The 18,558-nt window shown below is 67.7% G+C and carries 20 protein-coding genes; 13 read left to right on the top strand and 7 right to left on the bottom strand.

What is annotated here, in order from left to right; genetic code table 11:
- Nucleotides 1-99: 99 nt before the first annotated feature.
- From F9288_RS15840 to F9288_RS15820, 5 genes are read left to right on the top strand one after another with little or no spacing between them, the layout of a single operon-like run.
- Nucleotides 100-1,095, top strand: coding sequence for a PhoH family protein (locus F9288_RS15840; protein ID WP_174837675.1), 996 nt, complete (start codon nt 100-102; stop codon nt 1,093-1,095).
- Nucleotides 1,092-1,547 carry an SgcJ/EcaC family oxidoreductase gene (locus F9288_RS15835; protein WP_174837674.1) on the top strand — a complete coding sequence of 152 codons (456 nt, stop codon included), beginning with the start codon at nt 1,092-1,094 and terminating at the stop codon, nt 1,545-1,547. Before F9288_RS15840 ends, F9288_RS15835 begins: the two co-directional genes overlap by 4 nt.
- The gene (gene ybeY, locus F9288_RS15830; RefSeq protein WP_174837673.1) at nt 1,544-2,053 is read left to right on the top strand and encodes an rRNA maturation RNase YbeY; all 510 of its coding nucleotides are present in this window, start codon (nt 1,544-1,546) and stop codon (nt 2,051-2,053) included. The genes F9288_RS15835 and ybeY overlap by 4 nt, the downstream gene beginning before the upstream one ends.
- The gene (locus F9288_RS15825) at nt 2,034-2,966 is read left to right on the top strand and encodes a hemolysin family protein (RefSeq protein WP_174837672.1); all 933 of its coding nucleotides are present in this window, start codon (nt 2,034-2,036) and stop codon (nt 2,964-2,966) included. Before ybeY ends, F9288_RS15825 begins: the two co-directional genes overlap by 20 nt.
- Before the next feature lie 59 nt (nt 2,967-3,025).
- Complete coding sequence (locus tag F9288_RS15820; protein WP_174837671.1) at nt 3,026-4,351, top strand: sorbosone dehydrogenase family protein; 1,326 nt, start codon at nt 3,026-3,028, stop codon at nt 4,349-4,351.
- A gap of 4 nt (nt 4,352-4,355) precedes the next feature.
- Here the strand turns inward: F9288_RS15820 and F9288_RS15815 are convergent, their stop codons facing one another.
- Nucleotides 4,356-4,658: a polyhydroxyalkanoic acid system family protein gene (locus tag F9288_RS15815; RefSeq protein ID WP_174837670.1), complete on the bottom strand. Its 303-nt coding sequence runs from the start codon at nt 4,656-4,658 to the stop codon at nt 4,356-4,358.
- A complete protein-coding gene (locus tag F9288_RS15810; protein ID WP_174837669.1) occupies nt 4,655-5,095 on the bottom strand; it encodes a VOC family protein in 441 nt (146 codons plus the stop codon). Before F9288_RS15810 ends, F9288_RS15815 begins: the two co-directional genes overlap by 4 nt.
- A 116-nt stretch (nt 5,096-5,211) precedes the next feature.
- Here F9288_RS15810 and lnt point away from each other — a divergent pair, with 116 nt between their 5' ends.
- Nucleotides 5,212-6,756 carry an apolipoprotein N-acyltransferase gene (lnt, locus tag F9288_RS15805; RefSeq protein WP_174837668.1) on the top strand — a complete coding sequence of 515 codons (1,545 nt, stop codon included), beginning with the start codon at nt 5,212-5,214 and terminating at the stop codon, nt 6,754-6,756.
- Between the two features lie 47 nt (nt 6,757-6,803).
- Nucleotides 6,804-8,009 carry a methionine adenosyltransferase gene (gene metK, locus F9288_RS15800; RefSeq protein ID WP_174837667.1) on the top strand — a complete coding sequence of 402 codons (1,206 nt, stop codon included), beginning with the start codon at nt 6,804-6,806 and terminating at the stop codon, nt 8,007-8,009.
- 43 nt (nt 8,010-8,052) lie between these two features.
- Here the strand turns inward: metK and F9288_RS15795 are convergent, their stop codons facing one another.
- A complete protein-coding gene (locus F9288_RS15795; protein WP_174837666.1) occupies nt 8,053-8,817 on the bottom strand; it encodes a hypothetical protein in 765 nt (254 codons plus the stop codon).
- 98 nt (nt 8,818-8,915) lie between these two features.
- On the opposite strand from F9288_RS15795, the gene trmB reads away from it, so the two are divergent.
- Nucleotides 8,916-9,599 (top strand): tRNA (guanosine(46)-N7)-methyltransferase TrmB, encoded by a 684-nt coding sequence (gene trmB / locus F9288_RS15790; RefSeq protein WP_174837665.1) that lies wholly within the window; start codon nt 8,916-8,918, stop codon nt 9,597-9,599.
- Here trmB and F9288_RS15785 read toward each other — a convergent pair.
- Together F9288_RS15785 and F9288_RS15780 are read right to left on the bottom strand one after the other, a co-directional pair.
- The gene (locus F9288_RS15785) at nt 9,596-10,771 is read right to left on the bottom strand and encodes an MBL fold metallo-hydrolase (protein WP_174837664.1); all 1,176 of its coding nucleotides are present in this window, start codon (nt 10,769-10,771) and stop codon (nt 9,596-9,598) included. The two genes, trmB and F9288_RS15785, sit on opposite strands and share 4 nt — an antisense overlap.
- 57 nt (nt 10,772-10,828) lie before the next feature.
- A complete protein-coding gene (locus tag F9288_RS15780) occupies nt 10,829-11,278 on the bottom strand; it encodes a DUF2721 domain-containing protein (protein ID WP_254621211.1) in 450 nt (149 codons plus the stop codon).
- An 85-nt stretch (nt 11,279-11,363) separates the two neighbouring features.
- Here F9288_RS15780 and F9288_RS15775 point away from each other — a divergent pair, with 85 nt between their 5' ends.
- Genes F9288_RS15775 through uvrB form a run of 3 tightly spaced genes read left to right on the top strand, consistent with a single transcriptional unit; the run spans nt 11,364 to nt 15,526 of the window.
- Nucleotides 11,364-12,443: a GNAT family N-acetyltransferase gene (locus F9288_RS15775; protein ID WP_174837663.1), complete on the top strand. Its 1,080-nt coding sequence runs from the start codon at nt 11,364-11,366 to the stop codon at nt 12,441-12,443.
- A gap of 47 nt (nt 12,444-12,490) precedes the next feature.
- Nucleotides 12,491-13,309 carry an arylamine N-acetyltransferase gene (locus F9288_RS15770; RefSeq protein WP_174837662.1) on the top strand — a complete coding sequence of 273 codons (819 nt, stop codon included), beginning with the start codon at nt 12,491-12,493 and terminating at the stop codon, nt 13,307-13,309.
- Between the two features lie 27 nt (nt 13,310-13,336).
- Nucleotides 13,337-15,526 (top strand): excinuclease ABC subunit UvrB, encoded by a 2,190-nt coding sequence (uvrB, locus tag F9288_RS15765; protein ID WP_174837661.1) that lies wholly within the window; start codon nt 13,337-13,339, stop codon nt 15,524-15,526.
- A gap of 21 nt (nt 15,527-15,547) precedes the next feature.
- On the opposite strand, the gene F9288_RS22315 is transcribed toward uvrB, so the two are convergent.
- Together F9288_RS22315 and F9288_RS15760 are read right to left on the bottom strand one after the other, a co-directional pair.
- Nucleotides 15,548-15,682 (bottom strand): hypothetical protein, encoded by a 135-nt coding sequence (locus F9288_RS22315; RefSeq protein WP_302675298.1) that lies wholly within the window; start codon nt 15,680-15,682, stop codon nt 15,548-15,550.
- Between the two features lie 12 nt (nt 15,683-15,694).
- Nucleotides 15,695-16,069 carry a PRC-barrel domain-containing protein gene (locus F9288_RS15760; protein ID WP_174837660.1) on the bottom strand — a complete coding sequence of 125 codons (375 nt, stop codon included), beginning with the start codon at nt 16,067-16,069 and terminating at the stop codon, nt 15,695-15,697.
- Between the two features lie 90 nt (nt 16,070-16,159).
- On the opposite strand from F9288_RS15760, the gene F9288_RS15755 reads away from it, so the two are divergent.
- Both F9288_RS15755 and F9288_RS15750 read left to right on the top strand, forming a co-directional pair.
- On the top strand, nt 16,160-16,693 hold the full coding sequence (locus F9288_RS15755) for a hypothetical protein (RefSeq protein WP_254620909.1): 534 nt from the start codon (nt 16,160-16,162) through the stop codon (nt 16,691-16,693).
- 448 nt (nt 16,694-17,141) lie between these two features.
- Nucleotides 17,142-18,527, top strand: a complete 1,386-nt coding sequence (locus F9288_RS15750; protein ID WP_174837659.1) for a M20/M25/M40 family metallo-hydrolase — start codon at nt 17,142-17,144, stop codon at nt 18,525-18,527.
- The last annotated feature ends 31 nt before the right edge of the window (nt 18,528-18,558 follow it).

Raw genomic sequence — 18,558 nt, 5'->3', positions numbered from 1 at the left:
AGACACAGTAATGAAATCCTTCGCCATTAGCGCTTGCGGCAAGCCGGCGCGCGCCGCACTTTGTGGGCGAGCCATGATGGCGAGAATCGAAGGAGGCGCATGAGCCGCAAGCCCGTCCCCGCCCATTCCGGCGAACGCAGCCGGGTGGACGTGCTGTTCGACAAGCCCCAGTTGCTTTCCCGGCTGTTCGGTCAATACGACCAGAACCTCGTGGCGCTGGAAAACAGGCTCGGCGTTTACATCACCGCGCGCGGCAATCGCATCGGGCTGGAAGGCACCGCCGAGCAGGTGGCGATGGCGCGCGACGTGCTCAACGACCTCTACGCCCGCATCCAGCGCGGCGAGGAGGTGGACGCCGGGCTGGTGGACGCCGCGATCGCGATGGCGGCGGAGCCGACGCTCGACGGCATCGTCTCGGCCGAGCGCGCGCCCGCCCCTTCGGTGATGATTCGCACGCGCAAGAAGACGATCGTCCCGCGCACCCCGGCGCAGGCGCATTACATGCGCGAGCTGACCACCCACGACATGATCTTCGCGCTCGGCCCGGCTGGCACGGGCAAGACCTATATCGCCGTGGCACAGGCGGTGGCGCAGCTCATCACCGGATCGGTGCAGCGGCTGATCCTGTCGCGTCCGGCGGTGGAGGCTGGCGAGCGGCTGGGCTTCCTGCCCGGCGACATGAAGGAGAAGGTCGATCCCTATCTCCGCCCGCTCTACGACGCGCTCTACGATTGCCTGCCCGCCGAGCAGGTGGAGCGCCGCATCGCCTCGGGCGAGATCGAGATCGCGCCGATCGCGTTCATGCGCGGGCGCACACTCGCCGACGCCTTCGTGATCCTCGACGAGGCGCAGAACACCACGCCGGCGCAGATGAAGATGTTCCTCACCCGCTTCGGCCAGAACAGCCGCATGGTGATCTGCGGCGATCCGAACCAGACCGACCTCCCCGCCGGCATCGGCGCGTCGGGGCTGGCCGACGCGACCTTCCGGCTGGAGGGGATCGAGGGCATTTCGATGTGCCGCTTCACCGCCGCGGACGTGGTGCGCCATCCGATCGTCGGGCGGATCGTCGAAGCCTATGAGGGCGAGGCTTGAGCGACACGGGATCAGCGGCCACGGTCGTCCAGCGCTTCGAGGACGCATGGAACGCGCACGACATGCGGGCTTTCGGGGCGCTGTTCCACACCGACGCGACCTTCGTGAACCGCTTCGGCACGTATTGGCGCGGGGTGGAGGATATCGTTGCGGGCCATGCGTCGATCCACGCGACCATCTACAGCGATTCGACACTGGCCAACGATGCGCCGGACGTCGATCCGCTATCCGACGATGCGGCGATCCTGCATTTCTGGTCGCGACTCTCCGCCGGCCCCGCGCATCCAGCCGGCCCGCATCAGGTCGATACATTACTCGTCGCGGTGGTGACGCGCCGCGAGGGAGAATGGCGCATCCAGACGGCGCATAACGTGACGCTGGTCGATCCGCGAACCGGCATACCGCATCTCCGGGACGCGGGAACCGAAATCGCGCATAGGGACCGGATATGATCCAGATCGAACTGAGCCGCGAGCAGCCCTGGCCCGACCGGGACTGGACGGCGCTGGCCGACGTGGCGGTGCGCGCGGCGGTTGCGCGGACGCCCAATGGTGAACTGGCCACCGTGCCCGCGCTGGTCGAGGTGAGCGTGCGCCTCACCTCGGATGAGGAGGTGCATCGGCTCAACCGCCAGTATCGCGGCAAGGACAAGCCCACCAACGTCCTGTCCTTCCCGATGGTGCAACCCGACCTGATCGAAACGGTCGATCAGAACACCGACGACGGCGAATTGCTGCTCGGCGATATCGTGCTGGCATACGGCGTGTGCGCGCGCGAGGCGGCGGAGCGCGACGTCACGTTCGACGCGCATCTCACGCATTTGATCGTGCACGGGACGCTGCATCTGCTAGGTTACGACCATCTGACCGACGACGAGGGCGATGCGATGGAAGCGATCGAACGCGACGCCCTTGGCGACCTCGGCGTCGCAGACCCATATGCCATCCGCGAGGACTGACTTGCCCGAGGACCGAAGTAGCGCCGGCAACGGCGATTCCCATGAAAGCGGCATCTGGCGCGGCCTGCGCAACCTGATCTTCGGCGACGGCCAGGAAGATACGCTGCGCGACCAGCTCGAGGACGCGATCGACCGCCACGAGGATGATCCCGGCCCCGATGCCAAGGGTGATCTGACGCTGCTGGAGCGGCAGATGGTGCGCAACCTGCTCCATTTCGGCGAGCGCGATGCCGGCGACGTCGGCGTGCCGCGCGCGGATATCATCGCGGTGGAGGAGCGGACCGGCTTCGACGATCTCGTCCGCGTCTTCGCGGAGGCGGGGGTCAGCCGACTGCCGGTCTATCGCGAGAAACTCGATACGATCATCGGCATGGTCCATCTGAAGGACGTGTTCGCGATCCTCGCCGCCGACGATGCACGTCCGGCTGGCATCGCCGGGCTGATCCGCCAGCCGCTGTTCGTCCCCATGTCGCGCGGCGCACTCGATCTGCTCGCCGACATGCGCCAGACGCGCGTGCATCTCGCCATCGTGCTCGACGAATATTCCGGCACCGAGGGGCTGGTGACGATCGAGGACCTGATCGAGGAGATCGTCGGCGAGATCGAGGACGAGCATGACGAGGCGCCGCAGGCGCTGCTCGTCCCGCTCGACGGCGGCGCGTGGGAAGCGGACGCGCGGGTCGAGCTGGAGGATATCGGCGAGGCGGTCGATCCCCGGCTTGGCGATGCCGAAAGCGACGTCGACACGATCGGCGGGCTAACCGCGGTGCTCGCGGGCCGTGTGCCGGAGCCGGGCGCCTGCATCCTCCACCCGAGCGGCTGGCGGATCGAGGTGGTCGACGCGGACGAGCGGCGCGTCAACCGCGTCCGCCTCCACCCGCCCCGCCCCGCGCCGGAGGATGCGCAGGGCTGATCGCGGCCCCGCACACCTGCCCCCTTCCGTCGCTGTGATCGCGCGCCTATCGTCGCGCGATGCGCAGACATATCCTCATCGTATCGGGCCTCGTCGTGCTGGCGGCGATCGCCATCATCGCGTGGATCGCCTGGCCGGACACCGCCCGGCTCGACATCGCCAGGGTCGAGGGCCAGCGCCCCGAGATCACCGATCCTCGCGCCCAGTGGATTCCCACGATGAACGTGGCGAAGGCGGTAGGCTGGCAGGGCGACGCGAAGCCGGTCGCGGCGGCGGGGCTGACCGTCGCCGCCTATGCCACCGGGCTGGAGCATCCGCGCTGGCTCTATCGCCTGCCCAACGGCGACGTGCTCGTCGCGGAGAGCAATTCGCCGCCGCGCGAGGCCGGCGGCATCGCCAACAAGGTGATGGGCTTCCTGATGGGTCGTGCCGGCGCGGGCGTCCCTTCCGCCAACCGCATCACCCTGCTGCGCGACGCGAACGGCGACGGCGTGCCGGAGGTAAAGACGGTGTTCATGACCGGGCTGAACTCGCCGTCCGGCATGGCGCTGTTCGACGGCCAGCTCTACATCGCGAACACCGATGCGCTGGTCCGCGTGCCCTATACCGAGGGCATGACCAAGGTGACCGCCAGGCCGGAACTGGTGATCAAGCTGCGCGGTGGCGGCAATCACTGGGCGCGCAACGTCATCCCGGCGGAGGACGGCAAGACCCTGTACGTCTCGGTCGGTTCGTCCACGAACATCGCCGACAACGGGCTGGCGGCGGAGCGCTATCGCGCCAACATCCTCCAGGTATGGCCGAAGGAGAAGACGTACCGCATCTACGCGGCTGGGCTGCGTAACCCCAACGGCATGGCGCTGGAGCCGCACAGCCACGAGCTTTGGACCGTCGTCAACGAGCGCGACATGATCGGCTCCGATCTTGCGCCGGATTATCTGACGGCGGTGGAGATGGGCGACCATTTCGGCTGGCCGTGGTATTATTGGGGCGGCTATCCTGACCGGCGGGTCGAGCCGGGCAATGCCCCGCTCCAGCAATATTCCAAGCGGCCGGACTATGCGCTCGGCCCGCACGTCGCGGCGCTGGGGCTGACCTTCGCCGAGGACGCCAGGCTCGGGCCGGAATTCGCCAACGGCGCGTTCATCGGCGAGCATGGCTCGTGGAACCGCAAGCCGCTGTCCGGCTACAAGGTGGTGTTCGTGCCGTTCGGCGATACCGGCTGGCCCGTCAAGGACGCGAAACCGATCGACGTGCTGACCGGATTCCTGAACAAGGATGGCGAGGCGCAGGGCCGCCCGGTCGGGGTCATCATCGACAGGACCGGCGCGCTGCTGGTGGCGGACGATGTGGGCAACCGCGTCTGGCGGGTGAGCGCGAAATAAGCCCCTATTCGAGCAATTTCGGCGCCTCGCGCTCCAGCTTGGCGCGGATACGGTCGGAGAACATCGACAGGAAGGCGGGCAGCGTGAAGGTGCAATGGACGTTGGCGTCGCTGACGTCCATCCGCGCCGAGACGCGCTGCCCCAGCCCCTCCACCGTGAAGTGCAGCGAGTCGCCTTCCCAGCGATGCTCGGTGATCGCGCCGCCGGGCACGAAATCGGCGAGCTTGCCGAAGCCGTTCGAGATACGCTCCCGCGCCGCCGTCTTGCCCAGCCGGTGCGGCACATCCACTTCGATCGGGGCAGTCATGCTGCGATCTCCTCCCTGCCGGTCGCGAACAGCATCGCGTCATCGGCAAACGCCTTGAACTCCAGCGCGTTGCCGGAAGGATCGCGAAAGAACATCGTCGCCTGCTCGCCGGGCTGGCCGGCGAAGCGGATATGCGGCGCGATGCCGAACGCGACGCCCGCCGCCTCCAGCCGCGCGGCAAGCGCGCGCCAGTCCGTCATCGTCAGCACGACGCCGAAATGCGGCACCGGCACGTCATGCCCGTCGACCGGGTTCGACGCCTCCGGTGCGCGCAGCGAATCGTCGAGATGGGCGACGATCTGATGGCCGCCGAAGTCGAAATCGATCCAGCGCTCGCTCGACCGCCCCTCGCGGCAGCCGAGCACGTCGCCGTAGAAGGCGCGCGTGGCGGCAAGATCGTGGACGGGAAAGGCGAGATGAAACGGGCGTAGTGTCATGCCTCGATCATACACCCGGCGCGATTATTCGTCACCCCGGACTTGAAGCCTTCCCGCGCCTCCCGCATGAACCGCCCGCGCGGGACAATGTAGCGCGCATCGACGAAGGTTTGACGATGATCTCCCTCGCCCGGCGCCCTGCCCCGATCGCCCTCCTGCTCGGCGCGCTCGCGGCCTGCGGCTTCGCGCCGCTGGATTGGTGGCCGTTGACGCTGGCGTGTGTTGCGGCGTGGATGTGGCTGGTCCGGCGCGCGGCTTCATCGAGGCAGGCGCTGTGGCTCGGCTGGGTGTTCGGGGTCGGGCATTTCACGATCAACGACAACTGGTTCCAGCACGCCTTCGATTTCCAGGACAAGATGCCGCCGCTGCTCGGCTATGCCGCGCCCGTCGCGCTGGCGCTGTATCTCGCGGTCTATCCGGCGCTCGCGGCTGGCCTTGCATGGCGGCTGCGCGGGGCGCGGACGAACGCATGCTATGTGCTCGGCTTCGGCGCGGCTTGGATCGCGAGCGAGTGGCTGCGCAGCGTGATGTTCACCGGCTATGCATGGGACCCGCTCGGGGTGATCTGGGTGCCCGTACAGCCGGTCGCGGCGCTGACGGCGTGGATCGGCACCTATGCGCTGTCGGGGCTGACGGTGGCGCTGGCGGGCGCGCTCCTGCTCCTGCCGCGCCGGCCGTTGCCGTGGATGGGGGCGGGCGTCGCGCTGGCCGCGTTGATCGTCGCGCAGGCGTTCAGCTACCGCGCCGCTCCTCTAGCCCCGCGCGCCGCCGCCCCGCGCCTCGTCGTCGTGCAGCCCAACGTCTCGCAGGACCAGCGCGGCGAGAGCGACGGTGAGTTGCTGCTCCGCAAGCTCTCGGCGCTTTCCGGCACTCCCGGCACCGCGCCCCGCCTGCTGCTATGGCCCGAGGGGGTGGTGCGCGACTTCATCGAGGACGGCTATCCCACCTACGCCTACGGCTTCCAGTCCAGCCCTTATTATATACGCCGCCGCATGGCCGCGCTGCTCGGGCCGGGGGACATGCTGCTGACCGGCGGCACCGCGCTGCAATTCGACCGCAACGGCAATGTCACCACCGCGACCAATTCGGTGTTCGCGATCGACCCGTCCGCGCGGATCGTGGGGCGCTACGACAAGGCGCATCTCGTACCATATGGCGAATATCTCCCGATGCCGTGGCTGCTGAAGCCGCTCGGCCTCGCGCGGCTGGTGCCGGGGGACATGGACTTCGCCGACGGGCCGGGGCCGCGCGACCTCACCCTCCCCGGCTTCGGCGCGATCGGGGTGCAGATCTGCTATGAGATCATCTTCTCCGGGCAGGTGATCGACCGCGCGCACCGCCCGCGCCTGCTGTTCAACCCGTCGAACGATGCGTGGTTCGGCAAATGGGGGCCGCCGCAACATCTGGCGCAGGCGCGGATGCGGGCGATCGAGGAAGGATTGCCGATCGTCCGTGCGACTCCCAACGGCATCTCCGCCGTGATCGCCGCCGACGGCCGCCTGATCGCCAACGTGCCGCATGAGAAGGCTGGCGCGATCGAGGTGGCGATTCCCCCCCCCGCGCCGCCCACCCTGTTCTCCCGCGTCGGCAACTGGGCGGCGCTGGCGATCGCGCTGCTGCTGGCCGGTACGGCGGTTGCCTTCCGCCGCCGCCGTCGCTAGGGCGCATATAAAGCTATCTTTATATCGTTAAGTTAATTGGAGCGATCATGCGTCAGTCGTTCATCTTCACCAGCGAATCGGTCAGCGAAGGCCACCCGGACAAGGTTGCCGACCAGATTTCCGACTCGATCGTCGATCTGTTCCTGTCGAAAGACCCCGAAGCGCGCGTCGCCTGCGAAACGCTGACCACCACCAACAAGGTGGTGCTGGCGGGCGAAATCCGCGGCAGGGGCATCATGGATACGAACGGCAACTGGGCGCCCGGCATCCTCGACGAGATCGAGCGCACCGTGCGCGAGACGGTGAAGCGGATCGGCTATGAGCAGTCCGGCTTCCACTGGAAGACGTTCGATTTCTCGAACAACCTCCACCCGCAGTCCGCGCATATCGCGATGGGCGTGGACGAAAGCGGCAACAAGGACGAGGGCGCGGGCGATCAAGGCATCATGTTCGGCTACGCCACCGACGAGACGCCCGGCCTGATGCCCGCGACGCTCTATTACAGCCACAAGATCCTCGAGCGGATGGCGGCGGATCGCCACTCCGGCAAGGCGCCGTTCCTCGAGCCGGACGCCAAGAGCCAGGTGACGCTTCAATATGAGAACGAGCTGCCGGTGCGCGCCACCGCGCTGGTCGTCTCGACGCAGCATTCGGCGGAGCTGTCGAACGACGCGGGGCAGAAGAAGCTGCGCGATTACGTTAAGGGCGTGTTCGCGGACGTTCTGCCACAGGGCTGGTTGCCGGCGGAGGACAAGATCTACGTCAACCCGACCGGCCTGTTCGAGATCGGCGGCCCGGACGGCGACGCCGGCCTCACCGGCCGCAAGATCATTGTCGACACCTATGGCGGCGCGGCCCCGCACGGCGGCGGTGCGTTCAGCGGCAAGGACCCGACCAAGGTGGACCGTTCGGCCGCCTATGTCGCGCGCTATCTGGCGAAGAACGTCGTCGCGGCGGGTCTTGCGCGGCGGGTGACGATCCAGCTTTCCTATGCGATCGGCATCGCCGAGCCGCTTTCGGTCTATGTCGACACCCACGGCACCGGCACCGTGCCGGAGGCGAAGCTGGAGGAGGTGCTGCCCAAGCTCGTCCGCTTGACGCCCAAGGGCATCCGCGAGCATCTGAAGCTCAACGCGCCGATCTATTCCCGGACCGCTGCCTACGGCCATTTCGGCCGCGATTCGGACGGCACGCATTTCACCTGGGAAGCGACCGATCTGGTCGACAAGCTGAAGGAAGCTGTAGCGGCCTGAGGCCTACCGCTCGGGCGCCCTTTCGCGGGGCGCCCTTGCCTTCTTACTGCAACGCCGCCGTATAGGCCCCGAACGCCTCGCGCAGCACCGTGCGGCCATTTTGCGTCACCTCGACGCCGCCGCCGGCGTGGCCCGGCTCGACCGACACCATCACGCGATAGACGAAGCCGCGATTGGCGAATTCATAGATGCGCCGCCCGCCGCTCCGGTCGACCAGCCGCCCGCCATCGATGGTGAGCGAGGCGCGCGTATCCTGCCCGCCCCACGGCTGCGTCACCTCCGGCAGGTCGCTGTCGAAATTATAGCTCGTGTAGCGATAGCCGTTGCGCTCCGTCCGCACGATCTGGATCGAGCGCCGCCCGGTGATGCCCAGCACGCGGGTCTGCGCGGCGAAGCGGCAGTTGGTGGTTTCCCGCCCCAGCGTGATCGAGGTGACGGTCGGCGTCGTCGCGCCCGGCTCGACCATGCCGGGGTTGATCGCATGGACGTTGCCGACCTGGCGTCCGACGAGATTGAATAGCGGATAATAGATCTGCCCCGCCCCCGGATCGCCCGCGCCGAGCCGCACCGCGATGCGCCGCGCGGTGAGGTCCGGCTTGGCGAAGCTGATGAGGTCCATCTGCCGGTCCGGCCCCGGCGCGCCGAGCACCAGCACGCGGTCGCGGTTGGTCGCGTCGCAGATCAGCGGCACCGGCGACCAGCGTCCGTCGCGCTTCACGAACGATATCGACTTTTCCGAGGCAAGCTGCGCGCCGCCAGCCACCGGAAGCGCCAGTGCGGTTGCCGCCAACACCCAGGCCCAACGCATTTTCTTCTCCTGCGATCCTTCGTCCGCGCGCGTGTTTAGGTGCGCGTCGATGAACGCGGCATTGCCCTTGTCACGCCACGCCTCTACCCGGCCTCGCCATGAACGATCCGACGACGATCCGCCGCCTCTACGGCCGGCGACAGGGCCATGCGCTGCGCGCCGGGCAAGCCGCGCTGGTCGAGGAACTGCTGCCCCGCCTCGCCGTCCCCGAAACCGGCGCGCTGACAGCGCAGGCGTTGTTCGGCGACGATCGCCCGCTGCAACTGGAGATCGGCTTCGGCGCGGGCGAGCATCTCGCCGGGCAGGCGGAGGCGGCGCCGGGCACCGGCTTCATCGGTTGCGAGCCGTTCCTCAACGGCGTGGTCGGCGCGCTCGGCCATGTCCGCGATCGCGGGCTGGAGAATGTCCGCATCCACATGGGCGACGCGCTGGAGGTGGTGGAGCGGCTGCCCGACGCCAGCCTCACCCGCGTCTACCTGCTCCACCCCGATCCATGGCCCAAGGCGCGCCATGCCAAGCGGCGGATGGTCAACCACGGCCCGCTCGACCTGATCGCGGCGAAACTGAAGCCCGGCTGCGAGTTCCGCCTCGGCACCGACGATCCCACTTATTGCCGCTGGGCAATGATGGTCATGAACCAGCGCCGCGATTTCCAATGGACCGCGCGCGGCCCGCAGGATTTCCTCACCCGCCCCGCCGACTGGCCGGAGACGCGTTATGAGCGCAAGGCCCGCCGGCAGGGGCATGAGGTCTGGTATTTCACCTATCGCCGCGCCGGTTAGTCCAGCGCGGCGATCTCGGGCCGCTTGAGGCAGGCGTCGATCAGCGATTCGTCCGGCCGTTTCGCCGGCGCCGACCACGGCGCGATCTCGGTCGGCTTGCCCACCGTCGCGGGCGCGAAGCGTTCCACGTCGCCACCGGTGCAGCGCATCAGCGTGGTGAGCATCGTCGGCGGCGTGTCGCGCGCCTCGTAGCTCAGCCGATAGGTGCCCCAGTGGATCGGGATGGCGTGACCCGCGCCGAGCCGGTCGAACACGCGCACGGCGTTGGCCGGACCGATATGGCTGCCCGAATCCATCTGGCCGGGAACGAAGCGGAACGCGCCGATCGGGATCATCGCCAGCCGGATCGGCCCGAGCGCGGCGGCCTCCGCCGGCCATTTGCCGTCGCCGAATCCGGTATCGCCCGCGAAGAAGATGTTGCCGCCAGACGGCAGCTTCACGACGAAGGCCGACCACAGCGCGCGATTGCGATCGGTGAACCAGCGGCTGCCCCAATGATGGTTGCGCGCGACGATCACCTCCACGCCGGGGCGGATCGCCAGCTTCTGCCCCCAATCGAGCGCGGTGGCCTTCGCGCCGACCGAATCGATCACCGTGTCGTTGCCCAGCGAGGTGACGATCGTCGGATGATCGCGCTCCCACAGGCGCTTGAGGGTCGGCTTGTCGAGATGGTCATAATGGTTGTGGCTGACGAGGATCAGGTCGATCTTCGGCAGGTCCTCGAACGCCACGCCCGGCGCGGTGACGCGCTTCGGCCCGAACACGAACGGCCCGGTGCGCTCGGACCAGATCGGATCGGTCAGGATGTTCAGCCCCTGCGTCTGGATCAGGACGGTCGCATGACCGATCCAGGTGGCGACCATCCGCTCGCCTTCCACGCGCGGCTCGGGCTTGCCCTGCGTCACCGGCACGCTGGCGGGCCATGGCGGGCGCCCGTCGCTGCCGGTCAGGTAGCGCCAGAAGAAGCCGGCGCGGCTGCCGCTGCCGGTCGGCATCCGGAACGTGTCGTCATCGCCGCCGGGGTTGAAGAAGCGCGCGCCGTCGAAATGGTCGCTCGCCGGCCCCTCATAATAGATGCGATCGAGAAAGCGCGGGACGATCGTGATCGCGAGGCACAGGGCGATGACGGAAAACAGGATCACCGCGCCGGCGATCTTCAGGACTAACGCCAAGAGCAGGCTCCCCGGAAAAGTCGCGCAGAGATAGGGGCGTCCTGCTCCAAGCGCCAGCTATTGCAACAATTCTTCCCGCACCTCCACCGCGCGGAGCGACATGCGCACCTCGACGAGGAAGGACACCAGCGCCGCGATCAGCAGCACCATCGACAGGACGAAGGCGGTCGCCACCAACTGCCCGATGCGCAGCCCGGCAAGCTCCGCGATGAACAGCAGCGCGACCACCGAGCAGGTCATCACGGCGGACGAGACGGCGAGATACAGCGCGCGGTTGATGATGACGATGCGCCGGTCGAGCAGCCGCAGCTCCCACACATGGCGATCATGCTCCGGTCCGTGCGAGCGCGGGTGCAGCGCCTCCAGCACGCGGGCGCGGTCGATGACGCGCCCCAGCCGCCCGGTCAGCACGTTGAGCAGCGCGCCGATCCCGGCGAGCATGAACACCGGGCTGAGCGAAAGCTGGATCGTCTGCGCGATCGTCGAAACGGCGGGGGAATATTGCAGCACCGCGAACAGGATGCCCGCGACGCCGAATGGAGGCAAGCGGCAACGGGCTGGTAACCGTGGCGTCCTAGACCGATTCGCCGAGATGACCAAGCCGATGCCGCTCGACCAGTTCGTCCGCCTGCCCCGCCTCCTGCGCGCCGAGACCGTCGACGGCCTCGCCGCCGCGCTCGATCTGGTGGCGGACGCGGCCGCGCCGACGCATCGTTTCCTGCGTCACCAATGGTTCGCCGGCGCGTTGCGCGCTTATGGCGGCGAGGCGCGGACGTTGCTGGTCAGCGCGGAGGATGTGCCGGTGCTGGCGCTGCCGATGGTCGCGATCGGGCCGGCATGGCTGCGCGTCGCGGCGGTGCCGGGCTGCTATTGGCCCTTCCGCAGCTTCCCGGTCGCCGAAAGCGCCGGGTTCGAGGTGCTGGAGGCCGCGCTCGCGGTGCTGGCGCGACAGGTCAACGCCTTGCGCATCGGCCCGGTCTATCAGGACGATCCGGCCGCCGCCCCATTGGTCGAGGCGGCGCGGGCGCGCGGCTGGGCGGTGGTGGAGCGGACCATCGCGCAAGGCTTCCTGCTCGACATGGCCGGGCTGCGCGCGGCGGGCGACTGGCCGCGCAACTCGACGCTGCGCAAGAACCGCAACCACGAGCGGCACCTCGCGGCGCATGGCGCGCTCGACTGGCGCTTCCTTTCGGCGGCGGACTGGCCCGCCGCCTTCGACACGCTCGCGGCGATCGAGCGGGCGAGCTGGATCAGCGCGCGCACCGACGGCCGCGACGCCAAGTTCACCGATAGCGGCCACGGCGCCTTCTGGCGCGCGCTGGCCGAGGACGAGGCGCTCGCCGGCATGATGCGTGGCGCGTTGCTGTCGGTGGGCGGCCGGCCGGCGGCCTTCTCCTTCGACCTCGACGTCGGCGGCCTGCGCTATGCGATCGCCAACAGCTACGACCCGGCCTACGCGAAGCACTCACCGGGCAAGTTGCTCTATTACCGCAACCTCGTGGATGCGCTGGCGGGCGGCACGCGCAAGGTCGACTGGGGCGCCGGCGACAGCGGCTACAAGGGCGTGATCGGCGCGACGCCGGGGCCGATGATCCGCGACTGGCTGCTGCTGCGCCCCGGCCTGCCCGCAGCGCTCGCGCCGCTCGTCAGGCTGGCGTGGCGGGGGCGCTGAGCCGATCGGATTATGTGTTTCCGGCGCGGCCGCCCTATAAGCACGCGATGTTCGATCTTCCCGTCTATCTCGCCCGTATCGACCTGCCCGAAGCGCCCGCTCCCGATGTCGCGGGGCTGGCGACGGTGCAGCGCGCCCACCGCCTCGCCATCCCGTTCGAGAATCTCGACGTGCGGCTGGGGCGCGGCGTCGCGGTCGATTCGGCATCGGTGTTCGACAAGCTCGTGAGGCGGCGGCGCGGCGGCTATTGCTTCGAGCAGAACCGCCTGCTCGGCGACGCGCTGACCGCGCTGGGGTTCGAGGCGCGGCCCTTGCTCGCGCGGGTGTGGCTGGGGATGACCGAGCCGCAGCCGCTCACCCATGCGCTGACGCTCGTCACGATCGACGGCGAGGACTGGATCGCCGACGCCGGTTTCGGCGGCAGCTTCGCGCCCGTCATGCCGCTGGCGGACGGCGCGGAGACCGAGGCACCCGACGGCACGCGGCACCGGCTGGAGCGGAACGAGGAGTTCGGCTGGATGCTGCTGCGCGAAGGCGTGCCGGCCACCACCGTCGCCTCGGGCATCGGCCCCGGCTGGCAGCCGCAATACAGCTTCGACCTGCGGCAGGTGTACGAGAACGACATCGGCATGGGCAATCTCTGGGCGTCCGTCGCGCCGGAGAGCCGCTTCACCCAGATCACCATCGCCTCGATCGTGCTGCCCCTGGGCTTCGCGACCCTGGTCGACCGCACCTATCGCCGCATCTCGAGCGAGGGCGAGACGAGCGGCGAGATCACCGATCCGCGTGTCTATCGCATCCGCATGAGCCTGATGTTCGGAATCGACCTGAGCGAGGAGGAAGTCGCCGCGCTCGGCCTTTTCTGAACGGGTCGCCGGGTCCATATAGGGAACATGGCGATCCAGATACGCACCAGCCTGGCCGAGCCGGAAACCGGCGAAACCTTCGTCCCGCATCGTCCGCAGCGCCCCGACAAGGTCGAGGGCGGCAAGCCCTTCCGGCTGGTCAGCGACTATGAACCGTCCGGCGACCAGCCGACCGCCATCGCGGAGCTGACGGCGGCGGCGCGCGAGGGCGAGCGCGATCAGGTGCTGCTCGGCGTCACCGGCTCGGGCAAGACCTTCACGATGGCCAAGGTGATCGAGGAATTGCAGCGCCCCGCGCTCGTCCTCGCGCCCAACAAGATCCTCGCCGCGCAGCTCTACGGCGAGTTCAAGAGCTTCTTCCCGGAGAACGCGGTCGAATATTTCGTCAGCTATTACGACTACTATCAGCCCGAAGCCTATGTCCCGCGCTCCGACACCTATATCGAGAAGGAGTCGAGCGTGAACGAGGCGATCGACCGGATGCGCCACTCCGCCACCCGCTCGCTGCTGGAGCGGGACGACGTGCTGATCGTCGCTTCGGTCTCGTGCCTCTACGGCATCGGCTCGGTCGAGACCTATTCGGCGATGATCTTCGATCTCAAGAAGGGCCAGACGGTCGACCAGCGCGAGATCGTGCGCAAGCTGGTCGCGCTGCAATACAAGCGCAACGACGCCGCTTTCGCGCGCGGGAATTTCCGCGTGAAGGGCGACAATCTCGAAATCTTCCCCTCGCACTATGAGGACAGCGCGTGGCGCGTGTCCTTCTTCGGGAACGAGATCGAGGAGATCGTCGAGTTCGATCCGCTGACGGGGAAGAAATCCGCCTCGCTCAATTACGTGCGCGTCTATGCCAATTCACACTATGTGACGCCCGGCCCGACGCTCAAGCAGGCAAGCGAGGCGATCAAGCACGAGCTGGCCGAGCGCCTGAAGGAACTCACCGGCGAAGGCCGGCTGCTGGAGGCGCAGCGGCTGGAGCAGCGCACCAATTTCGATCTGGAGATGATCGCGGCGACCGGAAGCTGCGCCGGGATCGAGAATTACTCGCGCTTCCTCACCGGCCGCCTGCCCGGCGAGCCGCCCCCCACCCTGTTCGAATATCTCCCCGAGAACGCGCTGCTGTTCGTGGACGAGAGCCACCAGACCGTGCCGCAGATCGGCGCGATGGCGCGCGGCGACCACCGACGCAAGATCACGCTCGCCGAATACGGCTTCCGCCTCCCGTCCTGCATCGACAATCGCCCGCTGCGCTTCAACGAATGGGATGCGATGCGTCCCCAGACGGTCAGCGTCTCCGCCACGCCGGGATCGTGGGAGATGGAGCAGACCGGCGGCGTCTTCGCCGAGCAGGTGATCCGACCCACCGGCCTGATCGATCCGCCGGTCGAGATCCGCCCGGTCGAGGAACAGGTGCAGGATTGCATCGTCGAATGCCGCAAGACGGCGGAGAAGGGATATCGCACGCTCATCACCACGCTGACCAAGCGGATGGCGGAGGACCTCACCGAATATATGCACGAGGCGGGGGTGAAGGTCCGCTACATGCATTCCGACGTGGAGACGCTGGAGCGTATCGAGCTGATCCGCGACCTGCGGCTCGGCGTCTATGACGTGCTGGTCGGCATCAACCTGCTGCGCGAGGGGCTGGACATCCCGGAATGCGGCCTCGTCTGCATCATGGATGCGGACAAGGAGGGTTTCCTGCGCTCCGAGACCTCATTGATCCAGACGATCGGCCGCGCGGCGCGCAACGTCGACGGGCGCGTGATCCTCTATGCCGACCGCATTACAGGCAGCATGGAGCGCGCGATGAACGAAACCGCGCGCCGCCGCGAGAAGCAGGAGGCGTACAATAACGAGCACGGCATCACCCCGGCGACGGTGCGCAAGAGCATCGGCGACATCATCGCGCATGTCGCCTCGAAGGATCAGGTGACGGTCGAGATCGACGAGGAACGGCCGCACATGGTCGGCCACAATTTGCGCGCCTATATCGAGGAGCTGGAAAAGAAGATGCGCAAGGCCGCCGCCGATCTGGAATTCGAGGAGGCCGGCCGCCTGCGCGACGAGATTCGCGCGCTGGAGCAGGAGGAACTGGGCCTGCCCGCCGGCGAGCACAAGGCGCAGGTCATGGGCCGCTCGAACGAGGGCAAGCCCGGCACGCGCAAGACGCGCTACGGCAAGGTGCAGCGCAAGTTCGGTGGGCGGGGACGGTGACGCCCCCGCCGCCCAATACCTTCAATCCTCGTCGTCATCCTCCGCTTCGATCGTCTGCGGGGGTGTTTTCGACTGGTGGTTCTTCACCGAATCGGGATCGGTGAACACCTCGTCCAGCGTCTCCTCAACGAGATTCTCTTTCTTCTTTTCGTCCATCGATCGTCCTTCTCAACCCAGCGTCAGGTCTTCCTGCGCTACCCCGTAATAGCCCGCGACGCGATCGGCATAGGCCTGGTCGAACACCGGCGCGTTGCTCGCCCAGCTCGGGCCGCCCTCCAGCATCCGGCGGTCGATCGTCACGACATAGACGTCGCGAACCGGATCGAATTGCAGCAGCGCGAACGGCAGCGCGTAGAAGCTCTTGCCCATGCCCAGGAACCCGCCGAGGCTGAGCACCGCATGGGTCACCCGCCCGATGCGCTTGTGGACCATGAACGCGGCGACGCTGCCCAGCCTGTCGCCGTCGCGACTCTCCACCTTCAGCGTGCCCGCGATATCGGCGTGCGCCAGCGCGAGCGTCGCTTCCCCCTTCGATGACTGCATCCGTGGAATCCCTTCCATTCACGTTGAACCGATACGTCGCGGCGCCGGTTCCGGTTGAGTAGCGGCGCTGGCCCGGTCATACCATGGGGCATGCCGTTTCAGCCACGTTCCGCCGTTCCCGTCATCGCCATGTTCGCCCTCGCCTCCTGCGTCGCCGCGCCGGAGCCCAGGCAGCCGCCGGTGATCGCCGCCCCCGCCCCGGCGCCCGCGCCGATCGCTCCCCCGCCGCCGCTGGCGAGCGACTGGAACGATTGGCCGGTGACGCCCGGCACATGGCGCTACGCCGCCGACAGCCGGGGCACGCGCGCGATGTTCGGCAATGGCGGGGACGCATTGGTGGTGCTGCGCTGCGATCGGATCGAGCGGCGGATGTACCTGTCACGCGCCGGCGCGGTGACAGCGCCGCTCACGGTGCGCACCAGCAGCGCCAGCCGCGCGCTTGCCGTGCAGCCGACCGGCGGCACGCTCCCCTATGTCGCGGCGGCGCTGGCGGTGAACGATCCGCTGCTCGACGCGATGGCGTTCAGCCGTGGCCGGGTGGCGCTCCAGCAGGAGGGCGCGCCCGTGCTGGTCGTGCCGTCCTATGCCGAGATCGGGCGCGTCATCGAGGATTGCCGGGGCTGAGCGAGTCGTTGCCTCGGGACCGGGCAACAGCCAATGAAGATCGTTGAAAAGGGCCTGAAATACAAGACTTGTTTATCTGCCATTTAACCCCGACATAACGGTCGTGGCTTGAGCCACATTCGTCTTCAACCAGCGAAAGGAGGTGATCCGATGTCTCATGGTTCAGCAATGGGGTCGGTTCAGTTCGTTCGGGGGACGCGCTTCTGAAGCCGCCGGATCGCGCCGGGGGGTATCCTCCCCCAATCAACGGCACGATCCACAGGCAAGGAGGCTCGCATGGTCTCCCGGGCTGGAGCTCTCCGGCCGCTGACCATGTTTAGGGGTTGTCGGATGCTTCTTCGGAGGTATCCGGCAACCTCTTCTCATATCTGATCGATGGCCAACTCACGGCTTTCCCCGCCCGCGATCCGGCGCTAGCCTCGCGCCAGAACAACCTAAAAGGTGGGGCATGAAAAAAATCGGATTCGCGGCGACCCTCTCCATCCTGCTCGCCGGCGCGGCGCACGCGGCCCCGGCATCGAACGCTGCCGACAACGCGCTGGAGATCACCAAGCGCGCGATCGCTTTCCGCAGCGTGCAAGGCCCCGGCAACCAGACGCCGCAGCTCGCCGCCTATCTCAAGCAATTGTTCGTCGAGGCGGGCTTCCCGGCCGCCGACGTCACGGTCGAGCCGGTCGACGACACCGCCTATCTGCTGCTGCGCTGGCGCGGCACCGATCCGAAGGCGAAGGCGCTGGTCATCTCCGGCCATATGGACGTGGTGGAGGCCAAGCCCGCCGACTGGCAGCGCGATCCGTTCACCCCCGTGATCGAGAACGGCTACATCTTCGGCCGCGGCGCCACCGACATGAAGATGGACCTGGCGCTCGTCACCGCCACGGTGATCGACATGAAGCGCGCCGGCTACAAGCCGCGGCGCGACATCGTCCTCGCCTTCTCGGGCGACGAGGAGACGACGATGAAAACCTCCGCCATGCTGGCCGGCAAGGTGAAGGGCGCGGCGGAGATGGTGCTCAATGTCGACGGCGGCGGCGGGCTGCTGAGCGAAAGCGGCAAGCCGGAATATCTCTCGATCAGCGCGGCCGAGAAGACCTATGCCGATTTCCAGCTCACCGTCACCAATCCCGGCGGCCATTCCTCCGCGCCGCGCAAGGTGAACGCGATCGTCGAGCTGTCCAAGGGGCTGGTGAAGATCGACGGCTATCGCTTCACGCCGCAGATCTCGCCGATCACCAAGGCGTATTTCGAGGGCGTCGCGCCGCTCCAGACGCCGGATGTCGGCGCGGCGATGAAGGCGTTCGCCGCCAATCCCGCCGACCAGCAGGCGATCGAGACGCTGGCGGCCAATCCCGCTTATGTCGGGCAGATCGGCACCACCTGCGTGCCGACGATGGTGTCGGGCGGCCATGCGCTCAACGCGCTGCCGCAGCGCGCGACCGCCAATATCAACTGCCGCATCTTCCCCGGCGTGAAACCGGCGGCGGTGATGGCCGAGCTGGAAAAGGTGGCGGGCGATTCCGGCATCAAGTTCAGCGACGTCACAGAAGGCTCCAACCCCACCGACGCCTCGCCGCTGCGCCCCGATCTGGTGAATGCGGTGACGAAGGCGATCCATCTGGTGCGGCCCGGCGTGCCGGTGTTCCCGTCGATGTCGGCCGGCGCGAGCGATTCGATGCACTTCCGTGCCGTCGGCATCCCCAGCTACGGGATCAGCCCGATCTTCATCAAGGAATCGGACGAATTCTCCCACGGCCTCAATGAGCGCACGCCGGTCGACAACGTGCCGCTGGGCGTCACCTATTTCCGCTCGCTGCTGACCGATCTCAGCAAGTAACGCATCCGACGCGGCCGGCCGCTTCCCCGCT

Origin of the sequence: Sphingomonas sp. CL5.1, from assembly GCF_013344685.1 — a bacterium.
Classification (GTDB): Bacteria; Pseudomonadota; Alphaproteobacteria; order Sphingomonadales; family Sphingomonadaceae; genus Sphingomonas.
This window is presented reverse-complemented; position numbering and strand designations above follow the sequence as displayed.